Here is a 16,494-nt window from a genome sequence, read left to right on the forward strand (position 1 = left end):
CTTTTTCGTGTGACTACCATGCTCACTGTTTTTGGGTTAAACCGTTACCGCTGATTTGAAGGCGACGAACAGATCGAAGGAATGCTGCATGAAAGAGTGCAAGGCGTGGATTGCTGGTGTAGCCGGAACGAAGTTGACGCCGGACGAGGTGGCCTTTTTCCGGGATGAAAAGCCTTGGGGTTTTATTCTCTTTGCGCGCAATGTTGAAAGTCTTGAACAGGTTGCCGAGCTCACTGCGCAGTTGCGCGAAGTGACAGACAGGCCTCAGACGCCTGTTTTCATTGATCAGGAAGGTGGTCGTGTTCAGCGTCTTCGTCCGCCACTGGTTCCTAACTATCCAGCCGCAGCTCAAATTGGTGCGATCTATGATCGTGATCCCGAAGCAGGACTTCGTGCTGCTTGGCTTCATGCACGCCTTCATGCTTTCGATCTTTTGAAGGTCGGCGTGAATGCCGATTGCCTGCCGGTTCTCGACGTTCCAATCGAGGGCGCTCATGATGTCATCGGCGCGCGCGCATATTCCAAGAATCCGCACAATGTTGCGGCCATGGGAAGGGCTGCCGCAGAAGGTCTTCTCGCTGGTGGCGTGTTACCTGTGGTGAAACATATGCCGGGGCATGGCCGTGCATTCAGCGATACGCACAAGGAGCTGGCGCGCGTTAATGTGCCGTTGAGCGAGCTGGTAGCCCACGACTTTGTGCCGTTTAAGGCATTGAATGACTTGCCAATGGCGATGACGGCGCATGTGATCTTTGACAGTCTCGATCCCGAACGCCCTTCGACTATGTCGCCTACGGTCATCAACACGGTTATTCGTGACGTTATCCAGTTCGATGGTCTGGTGATTAGCGACGACATTTCGATGAAGGCGCTTTCAGGTGATCTGGGCGATATCGCTGAAGGCATCACAAATGCCGGTTGCGACATCGTTCTTTATTGCGCGGGCGTTATGGAAGAGCTGGTGAAAGTAGCTGCTCGCGTTCCCGTCCTTGACGGAAAGTCGCGCAAACGTGCTGATCTTGCAGAAGTTTATGCAGGCGACCCTGATCTTTCCGATGAAGCGGAATTGCGCGAAGAGTTTGGACAAATGTTCGAACTGATGGCGTAACCGCCAAAACTTGGTAGACTATAAACTCCGGCGCTGTTTACGCGCCGGACAGAATCTACAAACAGGACGAGCGGGTGGCTGAATCTGAAGCGAACACAGGCGGAAAAGACGGTGCTAACGTGCCGATGGATGCTTTGTGGCAAGGTGAAGCCGAGCGTGCAGAAAGCGAACCATCGCTGCTGATCGACGTGCAGGGTTTTGAAGGCCCGCTTGATCTTCTGCTGCATCTGGCCCGCAATCAGCGTGTCGATCTTTCACGGATTTCTGTTCTCGCACTTGCCGAGCAGTATCTCGGTTTTGTGGAGCAGGCACAGGCGCTTCGGCTCGAGCTGGCAGCAGACTATCTGGTTATGGCCGCATGGCTGGCTTACCTTAAATCCAGATTGCTTATTCCCAAGCAACAGGATGATGATGGTGCCACAGGCGAAGAACTGGTTGCTTCGCTGCAATTTCGTCTTAAGCGCCTCGAAGCGATGCGGGATGCTTCCGCAAAGCTTGTAAATCGCAACCGCTTGGGCCGTGACGTTTTCGCCCGCGGTATGCCTGAACTGGTCGTCGTGGATAGATCAAGCCAGTTTGCTGCTTCACTTTATGATCTGTTGACGGCTTATACATCGCAACGCCAGCGACAAGCCGTATCTCATGTGCAGATTGAAAAGCGCGCGGTATGGTCGTTGAGAGAGGCGCGTGTTGCTCTTGTAAGATTGATGGGAGTGAGCGGGGACTGGGTTTCCCTTGATCGCTTTCTTATTGATTATACGTTGTCTCCACAGGAGAGAGCGTCAGCCTTGGCAAGCTCATTTGCCGCAAGTCTGGAGCTTGTTCGTGAGGGTAAGCTGGAGGTGCGACAGAACGCGCCTTTCGCGCCAATCTACATGCGGGCGTCGGGCGAACTGAATGAACTGGATGAGGGCGACAATGTCTGAAGCGGAAGCGGCAATGGATGAATATGAAGACGATGCACAGCATCCGGCTTCGTCGCTGACTTTAGCCGAGCTGGCTCGCATGGTTGAAGCAATAATCTTTGCATCATCCGAGCCCGTGTCCGAGCGTGCATTAGCCGAGAGACTGCCGAATGCGACTGATCTTTCTGCAGCACTTACTCATCTGCAGAAGGTCTATGCGGGACGTGGCGTGCATCTCGTTCAGGTCGGCACAGCATGGGCTTTCCGCACCGCTCCTGATCTCGGCTTTCTTATGAGCCGCGAGAGGGTGCAGCAGCGCAAACTTTCGCGCGCTGCCATGGAAGTGCTTGCAATCATTGCATATCATCAGCCGGTGACGCGCGCGGAACTTGAAGATATTCGCGGTGTGGAAACCTCCAAAGGCACACTTGATGTGCTGATGGAGACGGGCTGGATCAAATTGCGCGGACGTCGGCGCACGCCTGGCCGCCCTGTGACTTACGGCACGACGGACACGTTTCTGGATCATTTCGGTCTGCCGGAAATCCGCGATCTGCCTGGATTGGAAGAACTGCGTGGGGCAGGGCTTTTGTCTGCCCGCATCCCATCCAGTTTCTCGGTTCCGGTTCCAAATGTTGATCCGGATGAATTGACGGATGAGGAAGAGCCACTCGAAGATATCGATCTTGAAGGGCTCGGACTGTTAGCACCACGCGGAGATTGATAAGAAAATTGAGCTACAACAAATAAATTCGTTGTATCTTGGTTCACAGTCATACTTCTGTTTGAAAGATTTGTTGAAAGCGCTTAAATCGTAATCAGCAATACAGGAATAGGCCGTGCTCTAACGGCGATGAGAGGAATGAAATGGGTAGCTTTTCTATTTGGCACTGGCTGATCGTTCTCGCGGTTGTGCTGCTTCTTTTTGGCCGTGGCAAAATTCCAGAACTGATGGGCGACGTCGCCAAGGGCATCAAGAACTTCAAGCAGGGCATGTCTGAAGAAGATGCTGCTAAGGAAGACGCCAAGGCAGATGCACGTACAATTGATGCGCGGGCGGATGAAACCGTCAACGATGTCAAGAGGACGACAAAGTCCTGATGTGATCTAGATGCTGCTGCGTGCAATATTGTGCGCAGCATGTTTTGTCATGACAGCATGATCCCGTGAGTTGAACGCCGGTTTTCGGGACCCATCATGCGCAATAATAACAGGTTGATTGCAGGGCTTTCTCACCAGAGATGCATTTGTAATCTGGATTGCGGTTTTCCGCCGAAAGACGGGACGCGCGCGTCAGAAGCGCGGAGTATCAAATTATGTTCGATATCGGTTGGTCTGAACTGCTGATAATCGCAATCGTGATGATTGTGGTCGTTGGTCCCAAGGATTTGCCGAAGATGCTCAGAGCTTTCGGTAAGGCGACAGCGCGTATGCGCAGCACCGCCAACGAGTTCCGGCATCAGTTCAACGAAGCTTTGAAGGAAGCCGAACTTGAAGATGTGAAAAACATCGTTGATGAAGCTCGCAAGCTTGATCCGCGTTCGAAGCTTACTCAGGTTTTCGATCCGATTCGCAGCGCCGGTGAAGATATTCGTTCCGGTCTCCAGTCCACGACATCAATGTCTCCTGCTGAGCCTGCAAAGGTTGCCGAGGTGACGACACCTGTCGAAGCGAATGGTACGACGGTCCCGGTCGAAGCTCCTGCAGAAAAGCCTGCGCCAAAAGCACAGGCTGCCAAGCCTAAAGCCCCGCGCAAGAAGGCCGCTCCAGCTGTTGAAGCAGAGGTTCCGGCTGCATCCAAGCCTGTCAAAGCTAAGGCAGTGGCTGCAAAACCTAGAGCTGCCGCCAAGGTTGAGCCTGTTGCAAATGCAGTGGCTTCGAAGAAAACTGCTTCGGCAAAGCCAGCAACGCCAAAAGCAGCAGTGCCTGCTGCTAAAAAGACCACCAAAAAGACGACTGAAAAGACAGGAACCAAAGCGTGAAACGGGACGAGGACGAAATTGAACAGAGCGCCGCTCCTCTGCTCGAACACCTGATCGAACTGCGCCGCCGCCTGATTTGGGCGATTCTGGCGTTTTTTGTCGCTTTTGTTATCTGCTTCGCCTTTGCAAAGCATCTCTTCAATATGCTCGTCGTGCCTTACCAGTGGGCTATCGACTGGGCTGGTATGGATCGCTCGAAGGCTGAGCTGATTTATACCGCGCCGCAGGAATTCTTCTTCACGCAGGTCAAGGTCGCGATGTTTGGCGGTCTTGTGCTGGCTTTCCCGATCATCGCCGCACAGATCTACAAGTTTGTGGCGCCGGGCCTGTATAAGCACGAGCGTATGGCATTTTTGCCGTTCCTTATTGCTTCGCCGATCCTGTTTCTGATTGGTGGCGCGCTCGTCTATTTCTTCTTCACGCCGATGGTGATGTGGTTCTTCCTGGCCATGCAGCAAAGTGGCGGCAATGGTGAAGTGCAGATTTCGCTGCTGCCGAAGGTTTCCGAATATCTGAGCCTCATCATGACGCTCATTTTCGCTTTCGGTCTCGTTTTCCAGCTTCCGGTCGTTACAAGCCTTATGGCACGCGTTGGCTTGATTACGTCAGCGGGCCTGAAAGACAAACGCAAGTATGCAATCGTCATTGCCTTTGTGGTGGCAGCGGTTCTGACACCGCCGGATCCGGCAAGCCAGATCGGTCTTGCCATACCGACGATCCTTCTCTACGAGATTTCCATCATATTGGCTCGAATGATTGAGAAGCAGCGCGAAGAAGCTAAGGATGAAGCCGAAGGCGATCCTGATGCTGAAGATAGCGCTCCGACTTCCTGATCCGGACATATGTTAAACAGAGGCTGCGGGATCGCAGCCTCTCTTCTTGTTAAATTTCATGAAACGGCTTTTCCCATGCTCGATATCAAATGGATTCGCGAAAACCCTGAAGCTCTCGACAAGGCGCTTGCAAAGCGCGGAGCAGGGGCACTCTCGTCCGAACTGATCGCGCTGGACGAGAAGCGTCGTGAGCACGTCGGTAAGGTTCAGGCCGCGCAGGAACGCCGCAACGCGGCTTCCAAGGAAATTGGCAAAGCCATGGCTGAGAAGGACGCGGCAACTGCTGAAAAGCTCAAGGCTGAAGTTGGTGAGCTGAAGACCTTTCTGGCTGAAGCTGAGGAAGCAGAACGCCGTCTGGTCAAGGAACTGAACGACGCGCTTTCGAGCCTGCCAAATGTGCCAGCAGATGATGTGCCGCTTGGTAAGGACGAGGCAGATAATGTCGAAGTCCGCCGCATTGGCAATCAGCGTAATTTCTCGTTCCAGCCAAAAGAACATTATGAGCTGGGTGAAGCACTTGGCTACATGGATTTCGAACGCGCGGCAAAGATCGCCGGTGCGCGGTTTACGATTCTCAAAGGCCCGCTCGCCCGTCTTGAACGTGCGCTTGGCCAGTTCATGCTTGATCTGCACACCACCGAAAACGGCTATACTGAAACCATGCCGCCACTGATGGTGCGCGACGAAGCCGTTTATGGCACAGGCCAGCTGCCGAAATTTTCGGAAGACCTGTTCCGCACCACGGATGGTCGTTGGTTGATTCCAACGGCGGAAGTGCCGTTGACCAATCTGGTTGCGGACGAGATTGTCGATCTCAAGTCGCTGCCTCAGCGTTATACCGCGCTGACACCTTGCTTCCGTTCGGAAGCGGGTTCTGCAGGCCGTGACACCCGCGGAATGCTGCGCCAGCATCAATTCATGAAGGTTGAGATGGTTTCTGTCACTGACGCAGACAGCTCGGCTGCTGAACATGAACGCATGACAGCCTGTGCGGAAGAAGTTCTTAAGCGCCTTGGTCTTCCGTTCCGTACTGTTGTTCTGTGCACGGGTGATATGGGCTTTGGCGCGCAGAAGACCTACGACATTGAAGTATGGATGCCTGGACAGAACGCCTATCGCGAAATTTCCAGCTGCTCGGTCTGTGGCGACTTCCAGGGCCGCCGTATGAACGCGCGCTATCGCCCGGAAGGTGAGAAAGCCACGCGTTTTGTTCATACCCTCAACGGTTCGGGTGTTGCTGTTGGTCGCGCTCTGATTGCTGTGATGGAAAATTATCAGCAGGAAGACGGCAGCATTCATATTCCTGAAGCATTGCAGCCATACATGGGCGGCCTCTCGCGCATTGAGAAAGCCGCGTGAACTAAAACATTAATGATGTGAATGAAGGAGAGACGACGTGCGAATTCTGCTGACGAACGATGATGGTATCCACGCTGAAGGCCTCGCAGTTCTGGAGCGTATCGCACGCCAGCTCTCCGATGATGTCTGGGTCGTCGCTCCCGAAACTGACCAGAGCGGCCTTGCACACTCGTTGACGCTGTCAGAGCCTCTGCGCCTGCGCAAGATTGATGATCGTCATTTTGCACTGCGTGGCACGCCGACTGATTGCGTCATCATGGGCGTTCGCCATGTTCTGCCAGAAGCGCCGGACCTCATCCTGTCGGGTGTAAATTCGGGTGCCAATATGGCTGATGACGTGACCTATTCAGGCACGGTCGCCGGTGCAATGGAAGGCACGCTTCTCGGTGTGAAGGCAATCGCGCTGTCACAGGAATATGACTACGAAGATGGTCGCCGTGTTCTGCCTTGGGAAACAGCAGAGGCTCACGCACCTGGGCTTATCAAGAAGCTGGTTGAAGCTGGTTGGCCAGAAGGCGTCCTGCTCAATCTGAATTTCCCGAATTGCGCACCGGATAAAGTCAAAGGCACACGCGTCACTGCACAGGGCAAGTTGAGCCACGATGCACGGCTCGATGAGCGTCGCGACGGTCGCGGTTTCCCTTATTTCTGGCTGCAGTTCGGTCGCACCAAGGCAGAAGTCGCCAGCGATAGCGACATTGCCGCAATCCGCGCTGATTACATCTCGGTGACGCCGCTGCATCTCGACCTGACAGCACAGAAGGTTCGCGCTGAATTGAGCAAGACTCTTGGGGTTGAAGCATGAATCAGGCTGTGTCTGAACGCCCGCAGCTTTCGGACAGGGAAGGATTTGCATCCTTCGTAATGCGTATGAGAGCGCGTGGCATCAATGATGCCCGCCTCTTTGCGGCAATTGAAGCGACCCCGCGACAGAGCTTCATGGGCTCTTCATGGGCGCATCTTGCTTTCAGCCAGCGCACCGCACCGCTTGATTGCGGTGAGTATATTGAAGGTATCGACGATCAGGCGCGGGTTATCTCTGCGCTTAATCTGGAAACGGGACACCGTGTTCTGGAAATCGGTACAGGTTCGGGCTTTACAGCCGCCGTCATGTCTATGCTTTCTGGCCGCGTGACGACAGTTGAACGTTATCGCAAGCTCTGCGACCGTGCCTTGCAGCAATTCGTGACGCTCAAGCGCGAAAATATCATGGTGAAGCACGCGGATGGTCGCCATGGAATGCCGGGTGGGCCATTCGATCGTATCGTGATCTGGCTGGCCTGTGAGGATATTCCGCGCCATTTTGTGGAGCTTCTGGCAACGCATGGCGTTCTCGTTGCGCCAGTGGGGCCGGGCGATGGTATGCAGATGGTAACGCGCATCGCAAAAGTAGGTAGCCGTTTCGAGCAGGAAAACATTATGCCTGTTCGTTATCAGCCGTTTATCGAGGGCATTTCCTCCGTTTTGTGAGGAAGTGGCCCGCGTATTTATCCTTTAAAAGCTCAGGGTTTGTGGAGCATTGCGGGCAATGCCGTGGCACTTTTGTGTGCTTATGGTGTTTAATTGGTGAATATTTTTTCGAAGAAATCTCGATTCTTAACCAGCGAGTAACATTAACGCGTTTTAATGAGTCCTAGTGAGTTTTAGAGTTGGGCGAGTTGAACATGCGTTTTCCAATATTGCAGCATACGTCCGAACGTCTTCTGCGGAATGCAGCGATCGTTCTCATTGCCGGTTTTGGTGCAGGGTGTAGCGCCGATACAATGCGCTTCACGGATGGTCTTTACACAGGCTCCACGTCTAATCAGCGTGTTGTGCAACAACAGCCTGCTGGCGATGTTTACGCATCTGCGCCAGTGGCGGCGGCTCAGCCGGTTTCGAGTGGGTCCGTACAGCGTAACAGCCTGCCTCCTGTGTCGTCTGCACCGGTCGCGGCTGCTGCAACGCAGGCACAAAATCAGGTTTATCAGGCACAAAATAATGCCGCCAATCACGTGAATGGCGCCGTTAACAATGCCGGAACTCAGGTCGCCAGTGCCGCCGGCGCTGCAAATAATGCAGCTGCCAATGCGAAGTCGCAGGTTCTGGGTCAGCTGCCTGCCACCGCAAATGGCGTTCCTCTGCCTGCCGCAAATCATACTGTTGCTCCTGCTCCAGTCGCGAACGCTGCTCCACAACCTGCTGCAGCTGGTGGTGGCTACACGGTTAAGTCAGGTGATTCGCTCTTCTCGATTGCGCAGAAGCACAACGTACCGGTTGAACAGTTAAAGCAGGCAAATGGTCTGACAAACGGAGCAATCCGCGTCGGTCAGAATCTGGCTATCCCATCGGCAGCAGGTGCGGCAACGCAGGTTGCAGCCGCTGCACCTCAGCCAGTGAAACCTGCAGCTCCTGCACCTGTGCAGACCGCTTCAGTTGCACCTGACGCAGCATCGAACGTCAAGCCTTACACGCCGCCTCAGGCGAGCAACAAGGTCATTGAAGATGCTGAAAAGGATCAGTCCGCTGCGCCATCTTCAACCGGTATCTCGCAGATGCGGTGGCCAGTTCGCGGTCGCGTTCTCGCAAGCTTCGGTCAGCGTGACGGCACTTCCGTGAATGATGGCATCGACATTATGGTGCCGGAAGGTACCGCTGTTAAGGCTGCTGAAAACGGCGTCGTTATTTATGCAGGTGACGGTCTGAAAGAATTTGGCCAGACAGTTCTTATCCGCCACGACAATGGTCTGGTTACGGTTTACGGCCACAACAGCCAGATTCTCGTGCAGCGCGGTCAGAAGGTTCGTCGCGGTGAAGATATCGCCAAGTCTGGCATGAGCGGCAACGCAAAGTCGCCAAAGCTGCACTTTGAAGTGCGCAAGAACTCTTCTCCTGTCAATCCGTCCAAGTATCTGGAATCCTGATCGGAATTGGATCATGTAAATAAGAAAGGCGGGTCTCGGACCCGCCTTTTTCTTTAAGCTTTCAGTTACAGTGGTCCAGTTAAGAATGAATCCCTGGACCCGCTTTAACTGCCTGTTTTTATGCATCATCCGACGAACAGCCGCTTCGCACTTTTTCTGGAAACGCTTAAATCGCTTTGCCGAGCCGGCCAGCGAGATCCTGAATATATTGCCAGGCAACACGGCCTGAGCGATTGCCACGCGTGGTCGACCAGGTCAGCGCCTCTGCGTGCATCGCCTGCGGATCGTAATCCAACTTATAATGCGCGGCATAGCCATCAACCATCGCCAGGTAGTCATCCTGACTGCATTTATGGAAACCGAGCCACAGACCAAAACGATCGGACAGCGAAACCTTTTCTTCAATCGCTTCCGATGGATTAACGGCAGTCGAGCGCTCGTTATCGATCATATCGCGCGGCATCAGATGACGGCGATTGGACGTCGCATAGAAAATTACGTTGTCTGGACGGCCTTCAACGCCACCTTCAAGTGCAGCTTTCAGCGACTTATAGGACGTATCATCGTGATCGAACGAAAGATCATCGCAGAACAGAATGAAGCGATAGTCCGTATCCTTGATGATATTCATCAGGGCAGGCAGGCTGTCGATATCTTCGCGGTGGATTTCAACGAGCTTTAGCGGCAGTTTGTCGGCCTGTTCGGCGTTGACGCTGGCTTGAGCAGCCTTGACGAGCGATGATTTGCCCATACCACGAGCGCCCCAGAGCAGGACATTGTTTGCCGGATAACCTTTGGCAAAACGGCGGGTATTGTCGACAAGCTGGTCACGCACCAAATCAACGCCACGAATGAGCGCTATATCGACGCGATTAACACGTTTGACCGGATCAAGTGTCAGTCGCTCCGGTGCCCAGACGAAGCAGTCAGCGGCTTCAAGATCAGGTATGCCTGGTTGTGGTGGTGCAATGCGCTCCAAAGCAGCAATCAGGCGGTCTAGTTTCTGGCTGAGTATATTTTCGGTGGTCATTCCAAGCCCTCAAATAGTGAGGATCAGGGCTTAACATGCCACAGCAGGCGGGAAAAGTGTGTGACCTTGGCGCAGTAGGGCCTTCGCCGGTTGCAATTGTCGCGCTAACCATTGTAATGCCGTAAAGAATTTGTCTTCGAGACTTCAGAGGAGTTCCTAATGTTCGTAACACCGGCTTTTGCACAAGCCTCCGGCGGCGCCGCTGGACCAGACATGCTCATGAGCATCCTGCCTTTCGTCCTGATTTTCGTAATCATGTATTTCCTCATCATTCGCCCTCAGCGTACCCAGATGAAGAAGCGTCAGGAAATGCTGGCAGCAGTTCGTCGCGGCGACACGGTTGTGACCGGTGGCGGCATCGTTGGTAAGGTCCAGAAGGTCCATGACGACGGCGAGCTCGATGTTGAAATCGCTGAAGGCGTTAAGATCCGCGTTCTGCGCAGCGCTCTCTCTGAAGTGCGCGTTAAGGGCGAACCAGTCGCCGACAACAAGAACAAGTAATTTTTACCAGACTAATCGAGCCCCGGTAAGGTTTCCATAACCGGGGCTCGATCATTATCGTGCATGTGCCTTGTCTTTGGATATGGCGCGTTCACAAAGCCGGAGGGCAGTTCGCGAATGCACTCCTCCAGCACGATCTACCCAAGCCGAAACGGATTTGCTGCTCGATGCTTTATTTTTCACGTTGGAAATCGGCTCTGATCTGGTTGGCAATCATTGCCAGCTTCATCATTGCGTCGCCTAATTTTTTCTCGCGTGAAACACTGGCAAATCTGCCCGGATTTTTGCCCACAAAGCAGGTCGCACTCGGCCTTGATCTTTCGGGTGGTTCTCGGCTCGTCCTTCAGGTGCAGAATGCTGCCAGTGGCGATCTTGATCGCACTAAAGACATTATGCGGCAGCGTCTGGAAGAACTTGGCTACGGCAGCCCTATCGTCGAGGAAGAGGGCCGTAATCGGATTCGCGTTGAAGTCCCGGGCCTTTATGACGCCCAGCTTCTGAAAGATATTCTCAGTATTCGTGGCAATCTCTCATTCCGTTCGGTTGATGACAGCATGTCTCCCGACGATGCGATCCGCGGAGAACCACCAGCTGACAGCGCGGTGGTCTATTCCTATGACGATCCACCAGTCGGCTATCTCGTCAAGAACGAGCCAATTTTTACCGGTGAAGATGTCACCGATGCAAAAGCAACCCTTGCCGAAGACGATAACGAACCAGTCATTACGCTGACGCTGGACGAGAAGGGGCGCAGCAGTCTCGCTGCTGCGACCGCTCAGGCCGCTGGCAAGAGCTTCGCAATTGTCATCGACAATCAGGTTGTTTCAGCGCCTGTCGTTGACGGACAGCTTGACACGAATGGGCTTGAAATTTCTGGCGGCTTTGATCTGCAGGCAGCCAATAATATGGCCGTCGTTCTGCGTTCGGGCGCATTGCCAAAGGCTGTTTCGGTTCTTGAAGAACGTACCATCGCTTCGGCTCTGGGTGACGATTATGCAAGTGCAGCGGTATCCGCAGCACTTCTGGCGGCGCTGCTAGTCGGCCTCTTCATGATCCTCTCCTATGGCATCCTCGGCGTGATCGCCATGGTGGCGCTTGTCGTCAACATGATCATTCTGATAGCGATCATATCACTGATTGGAGCATCGATAACGCTTGCCAGCGTTGCGGGTCTGGTGCTGATCATCGGTATGGCCGTTGATGCCAATATTCTGATTTACGAACGTGTGCGGGAAGATCGCCGAAAAGGCTATTCCGTTGTTCAGGCGATGGAATCTGGTTTCTATCGCGCGCTTTCGACCATCGTTGACGCCAACCTCACAACGATGATTGCAGCTCTCGTTCTGTTCCTGCTTGGCTCAGGTCCGGTACATGGCTTTGCGCTCACTGTTACAATCGGTATCCTTACAACACTATTCACGACGCTGACCTTCACGCGTTTGCTGATCGCCCAATGGGTGCGCACGGCAAAGCCGAAAGAAATCCCGAAGCGTCGCCTGAAGCTCGTTCCGACCGTTACGCATATTCCGTTCATGCGTCTTCAGTTCGTGACCCTCGGCATTTCCGTTCTGGCTTCAGCAATCGTTGTCGCTCTCTTCGTCAATATCGGCATCAATTACGGCATCGATTTCCGTGGTGGTTCGATGGTCGAATTGCAGGCTCGCAGCGGTGACGCCAATCTGGCTGACATTGAAGAACGCATGAGCGAACTCAATATTGAGAGCGCGCGCGTGCTGCCTGTCAAATCCCCACGTTCTGCGCTTGTCCTTATTGGTAGCCAGGAAGTGGGCGACGATGCGGAACAGACCGTTGCGGTGAAACTGCGCGGTGAATTCGAGCAGGACTACTCGTTCCAGCGTGTTGAGGTTGTCGGCCCAACCGTTTCGGAACAACTGTCACAGGCCGGTCTTCTTGCGCTGTTCCTGTCGCTTGCCGGTATCTTCGTCTATGTCTGGATCAGGTTCCGTTGGCAGCTGGCGCTTGGCGCTGTTCTTTCGACGCTACACGACGTCATCATTCTGGCGGGTGTCTTCATTGTCTTCCGCATGGAATTCAATCTTTGGAGTGTTGCGGCGGTTCTGACAATCATCGGTTATTCGCTGAATGATACCATCGTGATTTATGACCGCGTGCGTGAAAACTTGAAGCGCTATAACAGTGCGCCGCTGCCCGCAATTATTGATGCCTCCATCAATCAGACCTTGTCGCGTACATTGCCAACAGCCTTTGTGACTTTCATTGCGCATATTCCGCTCTATATGTTTGGTGGAGCAGATATCCGCATGTTTGCACTGGCATTGAGCGTGGGCATCATCGTGGCAACCTATTCTTCGATCTTTATCGCAGCACCTCTGCTCGTACAGTTCGGTCTCAAGCCGCGCGCTGCTGATGGTGACGATGCAATGGGCGATGATCTTGCACAGTCGCTCAATCTGGATAATTAGAGCGCATCCCGAAAAGTGTGAAACGGTTTTCGGATTAAGATGCGCTTAAACAAACAGATAGAGCATTTCTGATGTCTCAATCTAAACTGGAAATGCTCTGAAATGGCAAAAGGCATAGAAATTCGTGAGGCCCACTTTCCGGGCCGCGCACCAATTGATGCATATGGTAATGGCGGTTTCCGCTTCGCCGATATGTCGCATATTGGCTCTATTCTGTGCCTGCCATCCGGCATTCATGGCTGGGAACCGCAGACGCCGCCAATCCTGTCACGCCGTGATCTGGGCGCCATTCTTGAACAGGCGAGCGACATTGAAATCCTGTTGGTGGGAACGGGAATGGATCTTCGCCGCATTCCGGAAGATGTGCGCGCTATGCTGCGCGAGCATCGTATTTCCTCTGATCCAATGAGTACGGGCGCTGCCGTGCGCACATATAATGTGCTGCTCGCCGAAGATCGTGCAGTTGCAGCGGCGCTGATTGCGGTAGACTGATTTCCATGAACCAGAATGAGGCACATTGTCTGGCGCTTCTGCGCGAAGCCGACCGGGATCGTTATCTTTCGGTGCTCTATGCGCCGGAAGAAAAACGCGGCGCGCTTGCTGCGCTTTATGCGTTTAATGCAGAAATTGCTCGGATTCGCGATCTGGTACACGAGCCATTACCCGGTGAAGTCCGTCTTCAATGGTGGCGTGATCTCATCAATGGTGAGGAACGGGGCAGTGCAGATGCCCACCCTGTTGCTGCAGCGCTGATCGATACGATTACCAAATATGATCTGCCGCGCGTGGCTTTCGACAATTATTGCGATGCCCGCATTTTCGATCTCTATGACGACCCGATGCCAAGCCGGAACGATCTGGAAGGCTATTGCGGCGAAACCGCGTCGGCACTTATCCAGCTAGCGGGTTTCATTCTTGATCGTGATGCGGCGCAGGCCCATACCGAGACAGTCGGCCATGCCGGAGTTGCACAGGCTGTGACTGGCCTCTTGCGCCTTATGCCGATTCATCGTCGTCGCGGGCAGCTTTATGTGCCTGCTGATATGCTGCAGGCGGTTGGCGTGACGCGCGAAGCCTTCCTCGGCAACGACGACAAGTCCGCTCATGAGCGCGTCATCACTGTGATGATGGCTCTCGCGCGTGAACATCTGGCAATCTTTGATAAGGCTAAGAAAGATCTGCCCAAAAGCCTCAGCCCTGCATTTCTACCGCTGGCGCTTGTTCCGGCTTATCTCAGCTCTGTTGAACGGCTTGGTAGTAAAGCTGCCGATCAGGTGGCCGACCTTTCAGCCATACGAAAACAATGGCTGATGTTTCGATCTAATTTTTAAAACAGATAGGGCGGTGTTCCTGAATAAGAAAACCGTCTTATCTATTTGAATTAAAACTATAAATATCTTTCGAAGCTTACGCGTTTTTGCCGAGCCATTCCTGGAAATCTGCGAGTGCGCGTGCGGATAGCGCGCGCTTTTTTGCAAGCGTCTTTTCCTTGCCGCGCAGTCGCTTGCCTTCTGGTTTAGGCACTTCGATTGGTGGGAACAGACCAAAATTCACGTTCATTGGCTGGAATGAGCGTTTACCCGGTTCATCGTCGTCAGCAACAATGTGGCCGCCAGTGATATGGCCGAGCAGGGCGCCAAAAGCTGTGGTCTGCGGCGGTGCCACCGGTGTCTTGCCAAGCTTTTCAGCAGCGGTGAAACGTCCGGCCAGCAGTCCGATTGCCGATGATTCGACGTAACCTTCACAGCCGGTAATCTGGCCAGCGAAGCGAAGGTTTTCGCGAGACTTCAACCGCAGCACATTATCGAGCAGCACTGGCGAATTGAGATAGGTGTTGCGGTGCAGGCCGCCGAGACGCGCAAATTCTGCATTCTCAAGGCCGGGGATCATTTTGAAGATGCCGGTCTGCGAGCCGTATTTCAATTTCGTCTGGAAACCGACCATATTGTAGAGTGTGCCAAGCGCATTATCCTGACGCAACTGCACGACCGCATAGGCCTTGACCGTTGGATTGTGCTCATTGGTGAGGCCCATTGGCTTCATCGGGCCATGGCGCAAGGTTTCCGGGCCGCGTTCGGCCATCACTTCGATAGGCAGACAGCCATCGAAATAGGGAGTGCCTTCCCATTCCTTGAAATCGGTCGTGTCGCCTTCGATGAGGGCAGCAACGAAAGCCTCATACTGCTCCTTGTCCATAGGGCAGTTGATGTAGTCCTTACCGGTGCCGCCCGGCCCAACCTTGTCATAGCGCGACTGGAACCAGCACACATCCATATTGATCGAATCAAAATGAATGATCGGCGCGATGGCATCAAAGAAAGCGAGCGCATCAGCACCTGTTTGTACTTGAATCGCTTCTGCAAGAGTCGGCGCAGTCAGTGGGCCGGTCGCAACAATCGTCGTGCCCCAGTCTTCGGGCGGTAGGCCGGTGACTTCTTCGCGCTCAATGGTAATCAGCGGGTGCGCTTCTAGTTTTGCAGTCACTGCCTGCGAAAAGCCTTCACGATCGACCGCAAGTGCGCCACCAGCGGGAACCTGATGTGCGTCGGCACAAGCCATAATCAGCGAGCCTGCAAGGCGCATTTCGGCATGAAGTACGCCGACGGCATTGGTCTCAGCGTCGTCCGAGCGGAAAGAATTCGAGCAGACCAGCTCTGCAAGCTGCTCCGTCTTATGCGCGTCTGTGCCGCGAACGGGGCGCATTTCATGCAAAACCACAGGAACGCCAGCCTGCGCAATTTGCCACGCGGCTTCGGAGCCTGCGAGGCCGCCGCCAACGACATGTACGGGGGAGAGATTGGTATCTTTTGACATGGCAAATCCCTTACCTCCTTTGAATGTCGCCTTCAATGGGAGAAGCGCATCAGAGCAGGGAACCTATACCACAAAAACAAATGGCATCCGGCGCGGGAGGAGGTGCGACGGATGCCATTATTGTCAGACCGGAATTGGGAGGAGGAGAGACCGGTCTTGGTATCGCAAAGCATGGGAGGAGGAGTGCTTTGCGACGAACCGGGCCTGATGGGAGGAGGATTCAGGCCCAGCAAAGTCAAATCTGATTAGCGTCCCTTGGACTGACGTGCGACAAACGGAATGTCTGCGCGGGAAATGCCAAGATCGTTAAGTTCGCGAGTCGAAAGCTGGTTAAGCTCGTTGACAGTATCGCGGTAACGGCGCCAGTTGTTGTATGAGCGAAGCAGGTTCATCGTTTTATTCCTTCATCTTTGAGGAACTGTGGTTCAATTCATCTCGTTGTGTTGCCCATTATATAACTCATTGTTTTCGCTACTTGCAGGCCCGAGTTTGCATAGCTGCTCTGCGGGTTCTGCACGACGGACTAAATCGATTAGACTGTTCAGGCACAAAATTGCCGTAAAGGACCTCGACCTAACTATTTGCCGGCTGGCGAGTTTCTTATATGTTTCCTAG

At 53.7% G+C, this 16,494-nt stretch carries 17 protein-coding genes; 14 read left to right on the forward strand and 3 right to left on the reverse strand.

All coding sequences use genetic code 11. The features are described from left to right. Positions 1-88 precede the first annotated feature (88 nt). From nagZ to dipM, 10 genes are all read left to right on the forward strand, one after another. The gene (gene nagZ, locus ABWV94_RS02225; RefSeq protein WP_113498646.1) at positions 89-1,108 is read left to right on the forward strand and encodes a beta-N-acetylhexosaminidase; all 1,020 of its coding nucleotides are present in this window, start codon (positions 89-91) and stop codon (positions 1,106-1,108) included. A 74-nt stretch (positions 1,109-1,182) separates the two neighbouring features. Then, the gene (locus ABWV94_RS02230; RefSeq protein ID WP_064320510.1) at positions 1,183-2,034 is read left to right on the forward strand and encodes a segregation and condensation protein A; all 852 of its coding nucleotides are present in this window, start codon (positions 1,183-1,185) and stop codon (positions 2,032-2,034) included. After that, complete coding sequence (gene scpB, locus ABWV94_RS02235; protein WP_113498648.1) at positions 2,027-2,737, forward strand: SMC-Scp complex subunit ScpB; 711 nt, start codon at positions 2,027-2,029, stop codon at positions 2,735-2,737. The genes ABWV94_RS02230 and scpB overlap by 8 nt, the downstream gene beginning before the upstream one ends. Before the next feature lie 143 nt (positions 2,738-2,880). Next, positions 2,881-3,114, forward strand: coding sequence for a twin-arginine translocase TatA/TatE family subunit (locus ABWV94_RS02240; protein ID WP_353412554.1), 234 nt, complete (start codon positions 2,881-2,883; stop codon positions 3,112-3,114). A 215-nt stretch (positions 3,115-3,329) separates the two neighbouring features. Next, positions 3,330-3,995 (forward strand): Sec-independent protein translocase protein TatB, encoded by a 666-nt coding sequence (gene tatB, locus ABWV94_RS02245; protein ID WP_113498650.1) that lies wholly within the window; start codon positions 3,330-3,332, stop codon positions 3,993-3,995. Then, positions 3,992-4,828 carry a twin-arginine translocase subunit TatC gene (gene tatC / locus ABWV94_RS02250; RefSeq protein ID WP_007874680.1) on the forward strand — a complete coding sequence of 279 codons (837 nt, stop codon included), beginning with the start codon at positions 3,992-3,994 and terminating at the stop codon, positions 4,826-4,828. Before tatB ends, tatC begins: the two co-directional genes overlap by 4 nt. 75 nt (positions 4,829-4,903) lie before the next feature. After that, positions 4,904-6,187, forward strand: coding sequence for a serine--tRNA ligase (serS, locus tag ABWV94_RS02255; protein WP_113498873.1), 1,284 nt, complete (start codon positions 4,904-4,906; stop codon positions 6,185-6,187). A 37-nt stretch (positions 6,188-6,224) separates the two neighbouring features. Further along, on the forward strand, positions 6,225-6,992 hold the full coding sequence (gene surE / locus ABWV94_RS02260) for a 5'/3'-nucleotidase SurE (protein ID WP_105518426.1): 768 nt from the start codon (positions 6,225-6,227) through the stop codon (positions 6,990-6,992). Continuing rightward, positions 6,989-7,657 (forward strand): protein-L-isoaspartate(D-aspartate) O-methyltransferase, encoded by a 669-nt coding sequence (locus tag ABWV94_RS02265; protein WP_064320513.1) that lies wholly within the window; start codon positions 6,989-6,991, stop codon positions 7,655-7,657. The genes surE and ABWV94_RS02265 overlap by 4 nt, the downstream gene beginning before the upstream one ends. Positions 7,658-7,836: 179 nt before the next feature. Continuing rightward, entirely contained in the window at positions 7,837-9,090 is a 1,254-nt protein-coding gene (dipM, locus tag ABWV94_RS02270) for a cell division endopeptidase DipM (protein WP_064320514.1), read from the forward strand. 166 nt (positions 9,091-9,256) lie between these two features. Here dipM and ABWV94_RS02275 read toward each other — a convergent pair whose 3' ends face one another. Beyond that, positions 9,257-10,120 (reverse strand): ATP-binding protein, encoded by an 864-nt coding sequence (locus ABWV94_RS02275; RefSeq protein WP_064320515.1) that lies wholly within the window; start codon positions 10,118-10,120, stop codon positions 9,257-9,259. Positions 10,121-10,279: 159 nt separating this feature from the next. Here ABWV94_RS02275 and yajC point away from each other — a divergent pair, with 159 nt between their 5' ends. The 4 genes from yajC to ABWV94_RS02295 all read left to right on the forward strand — a co-directional run bounded on the left by yajC (position 10,280) and on the right by ABWV94_RS02295 (position 14,396). Further along, positions 10,280-10,621 (forward strand): preprotein translocase subunit YajC, encoded by a 342-nt coding sequence (gene yajC / locus ABWV94_RS02280; RefSeq protein WP_007874694.1) that lies wholly within the window; start codon positions 10,280-10,282, stop codon positions 10,619-10,621. Positions 10,622-10,788: 167 nt separating this feature from the next. Beyond that, complete coding sequence (gene secDF, locus ABWV94_RS02285; RefSeq protein ID WP_113498652.1) at positions 10,789-13,065, forward strand: protein translocase subunit SecDF; 2,277 nt, start codon at positions 10,789-10,791, stop codon at positions 13,063-13,065. A gap of 102 nt (positions 13,066-13,167) precedes the next feature. Next, positions 13,168-13,557 carry an Mth938-like domain-containing protein gene (locus ABWV94_RS02290; RefSeq protein WP_007874704.1) on the forward strand — a complete coding sequence of 130 codons (390 nt, stop codon included), beginning with the start codon at positions 13,168-13,170 and terminating at the stop codon, positions 13,555-13,557. Between the two features lie 5 nt (positions 13,558-13,562). After that, positions 13,563-14,396 carry a phytoene/squalene synthase family protein gene (locus ABWV94_RS02295; protein WP_007874705.1) on the forward strand — a complete coding sequence of 278 codons (834 nt, stop codon included), beginning with the start codon at positions 13,563-13,565 and terminating at the stop codon, positions 14,394-14,396. A 76-nt stretch (positions 14,397-14,472) separates the two neighbouring features. On the opposite strand, the gene trmFO is transcribed toward ABWV94_RS02295, so the two are convergent. After that, complete coding sequence (trmFO, locus tag ABWV94_RS02300) at positions 14,473-15,879, reverse strand: methylenetetrahydrofolate--tRNA-(uracil(54)-C(5))-methyltransferase (FADH(2)-oxidizing) TrmFO (RefSeq protein ID WP_113498654.1); 1,407 nt, start codon at positions 15,877-15,879, stop codon at positions 14,473-14,475. 245 nt (positions 15,880-16,124) lie between these two features. Continuing rightward, a complete protein-coding gene (locus tag ABWV94_RS02305; RefSeq protein ID WP_007874707.1) occupies positions 16,125-16,271 on the reverse strand; it encodes a DUF1127 domain-containing protein in 147 nt (48 codons plus the stop codon). Between the last annotated feature and the right edge of the window lie 223 nt (positions 16,272-16,494).

Source organism: Brucella sp. NBRC 12953 (assembly GCF_040369775.1).
GTDB classification, from domain to species: Bacteria; Pseudomonadota; Alphaproteobacteria; order Rhizobiales; family Rhizobiaceae; genus Brucella; species Brucella pseudogrignonensis.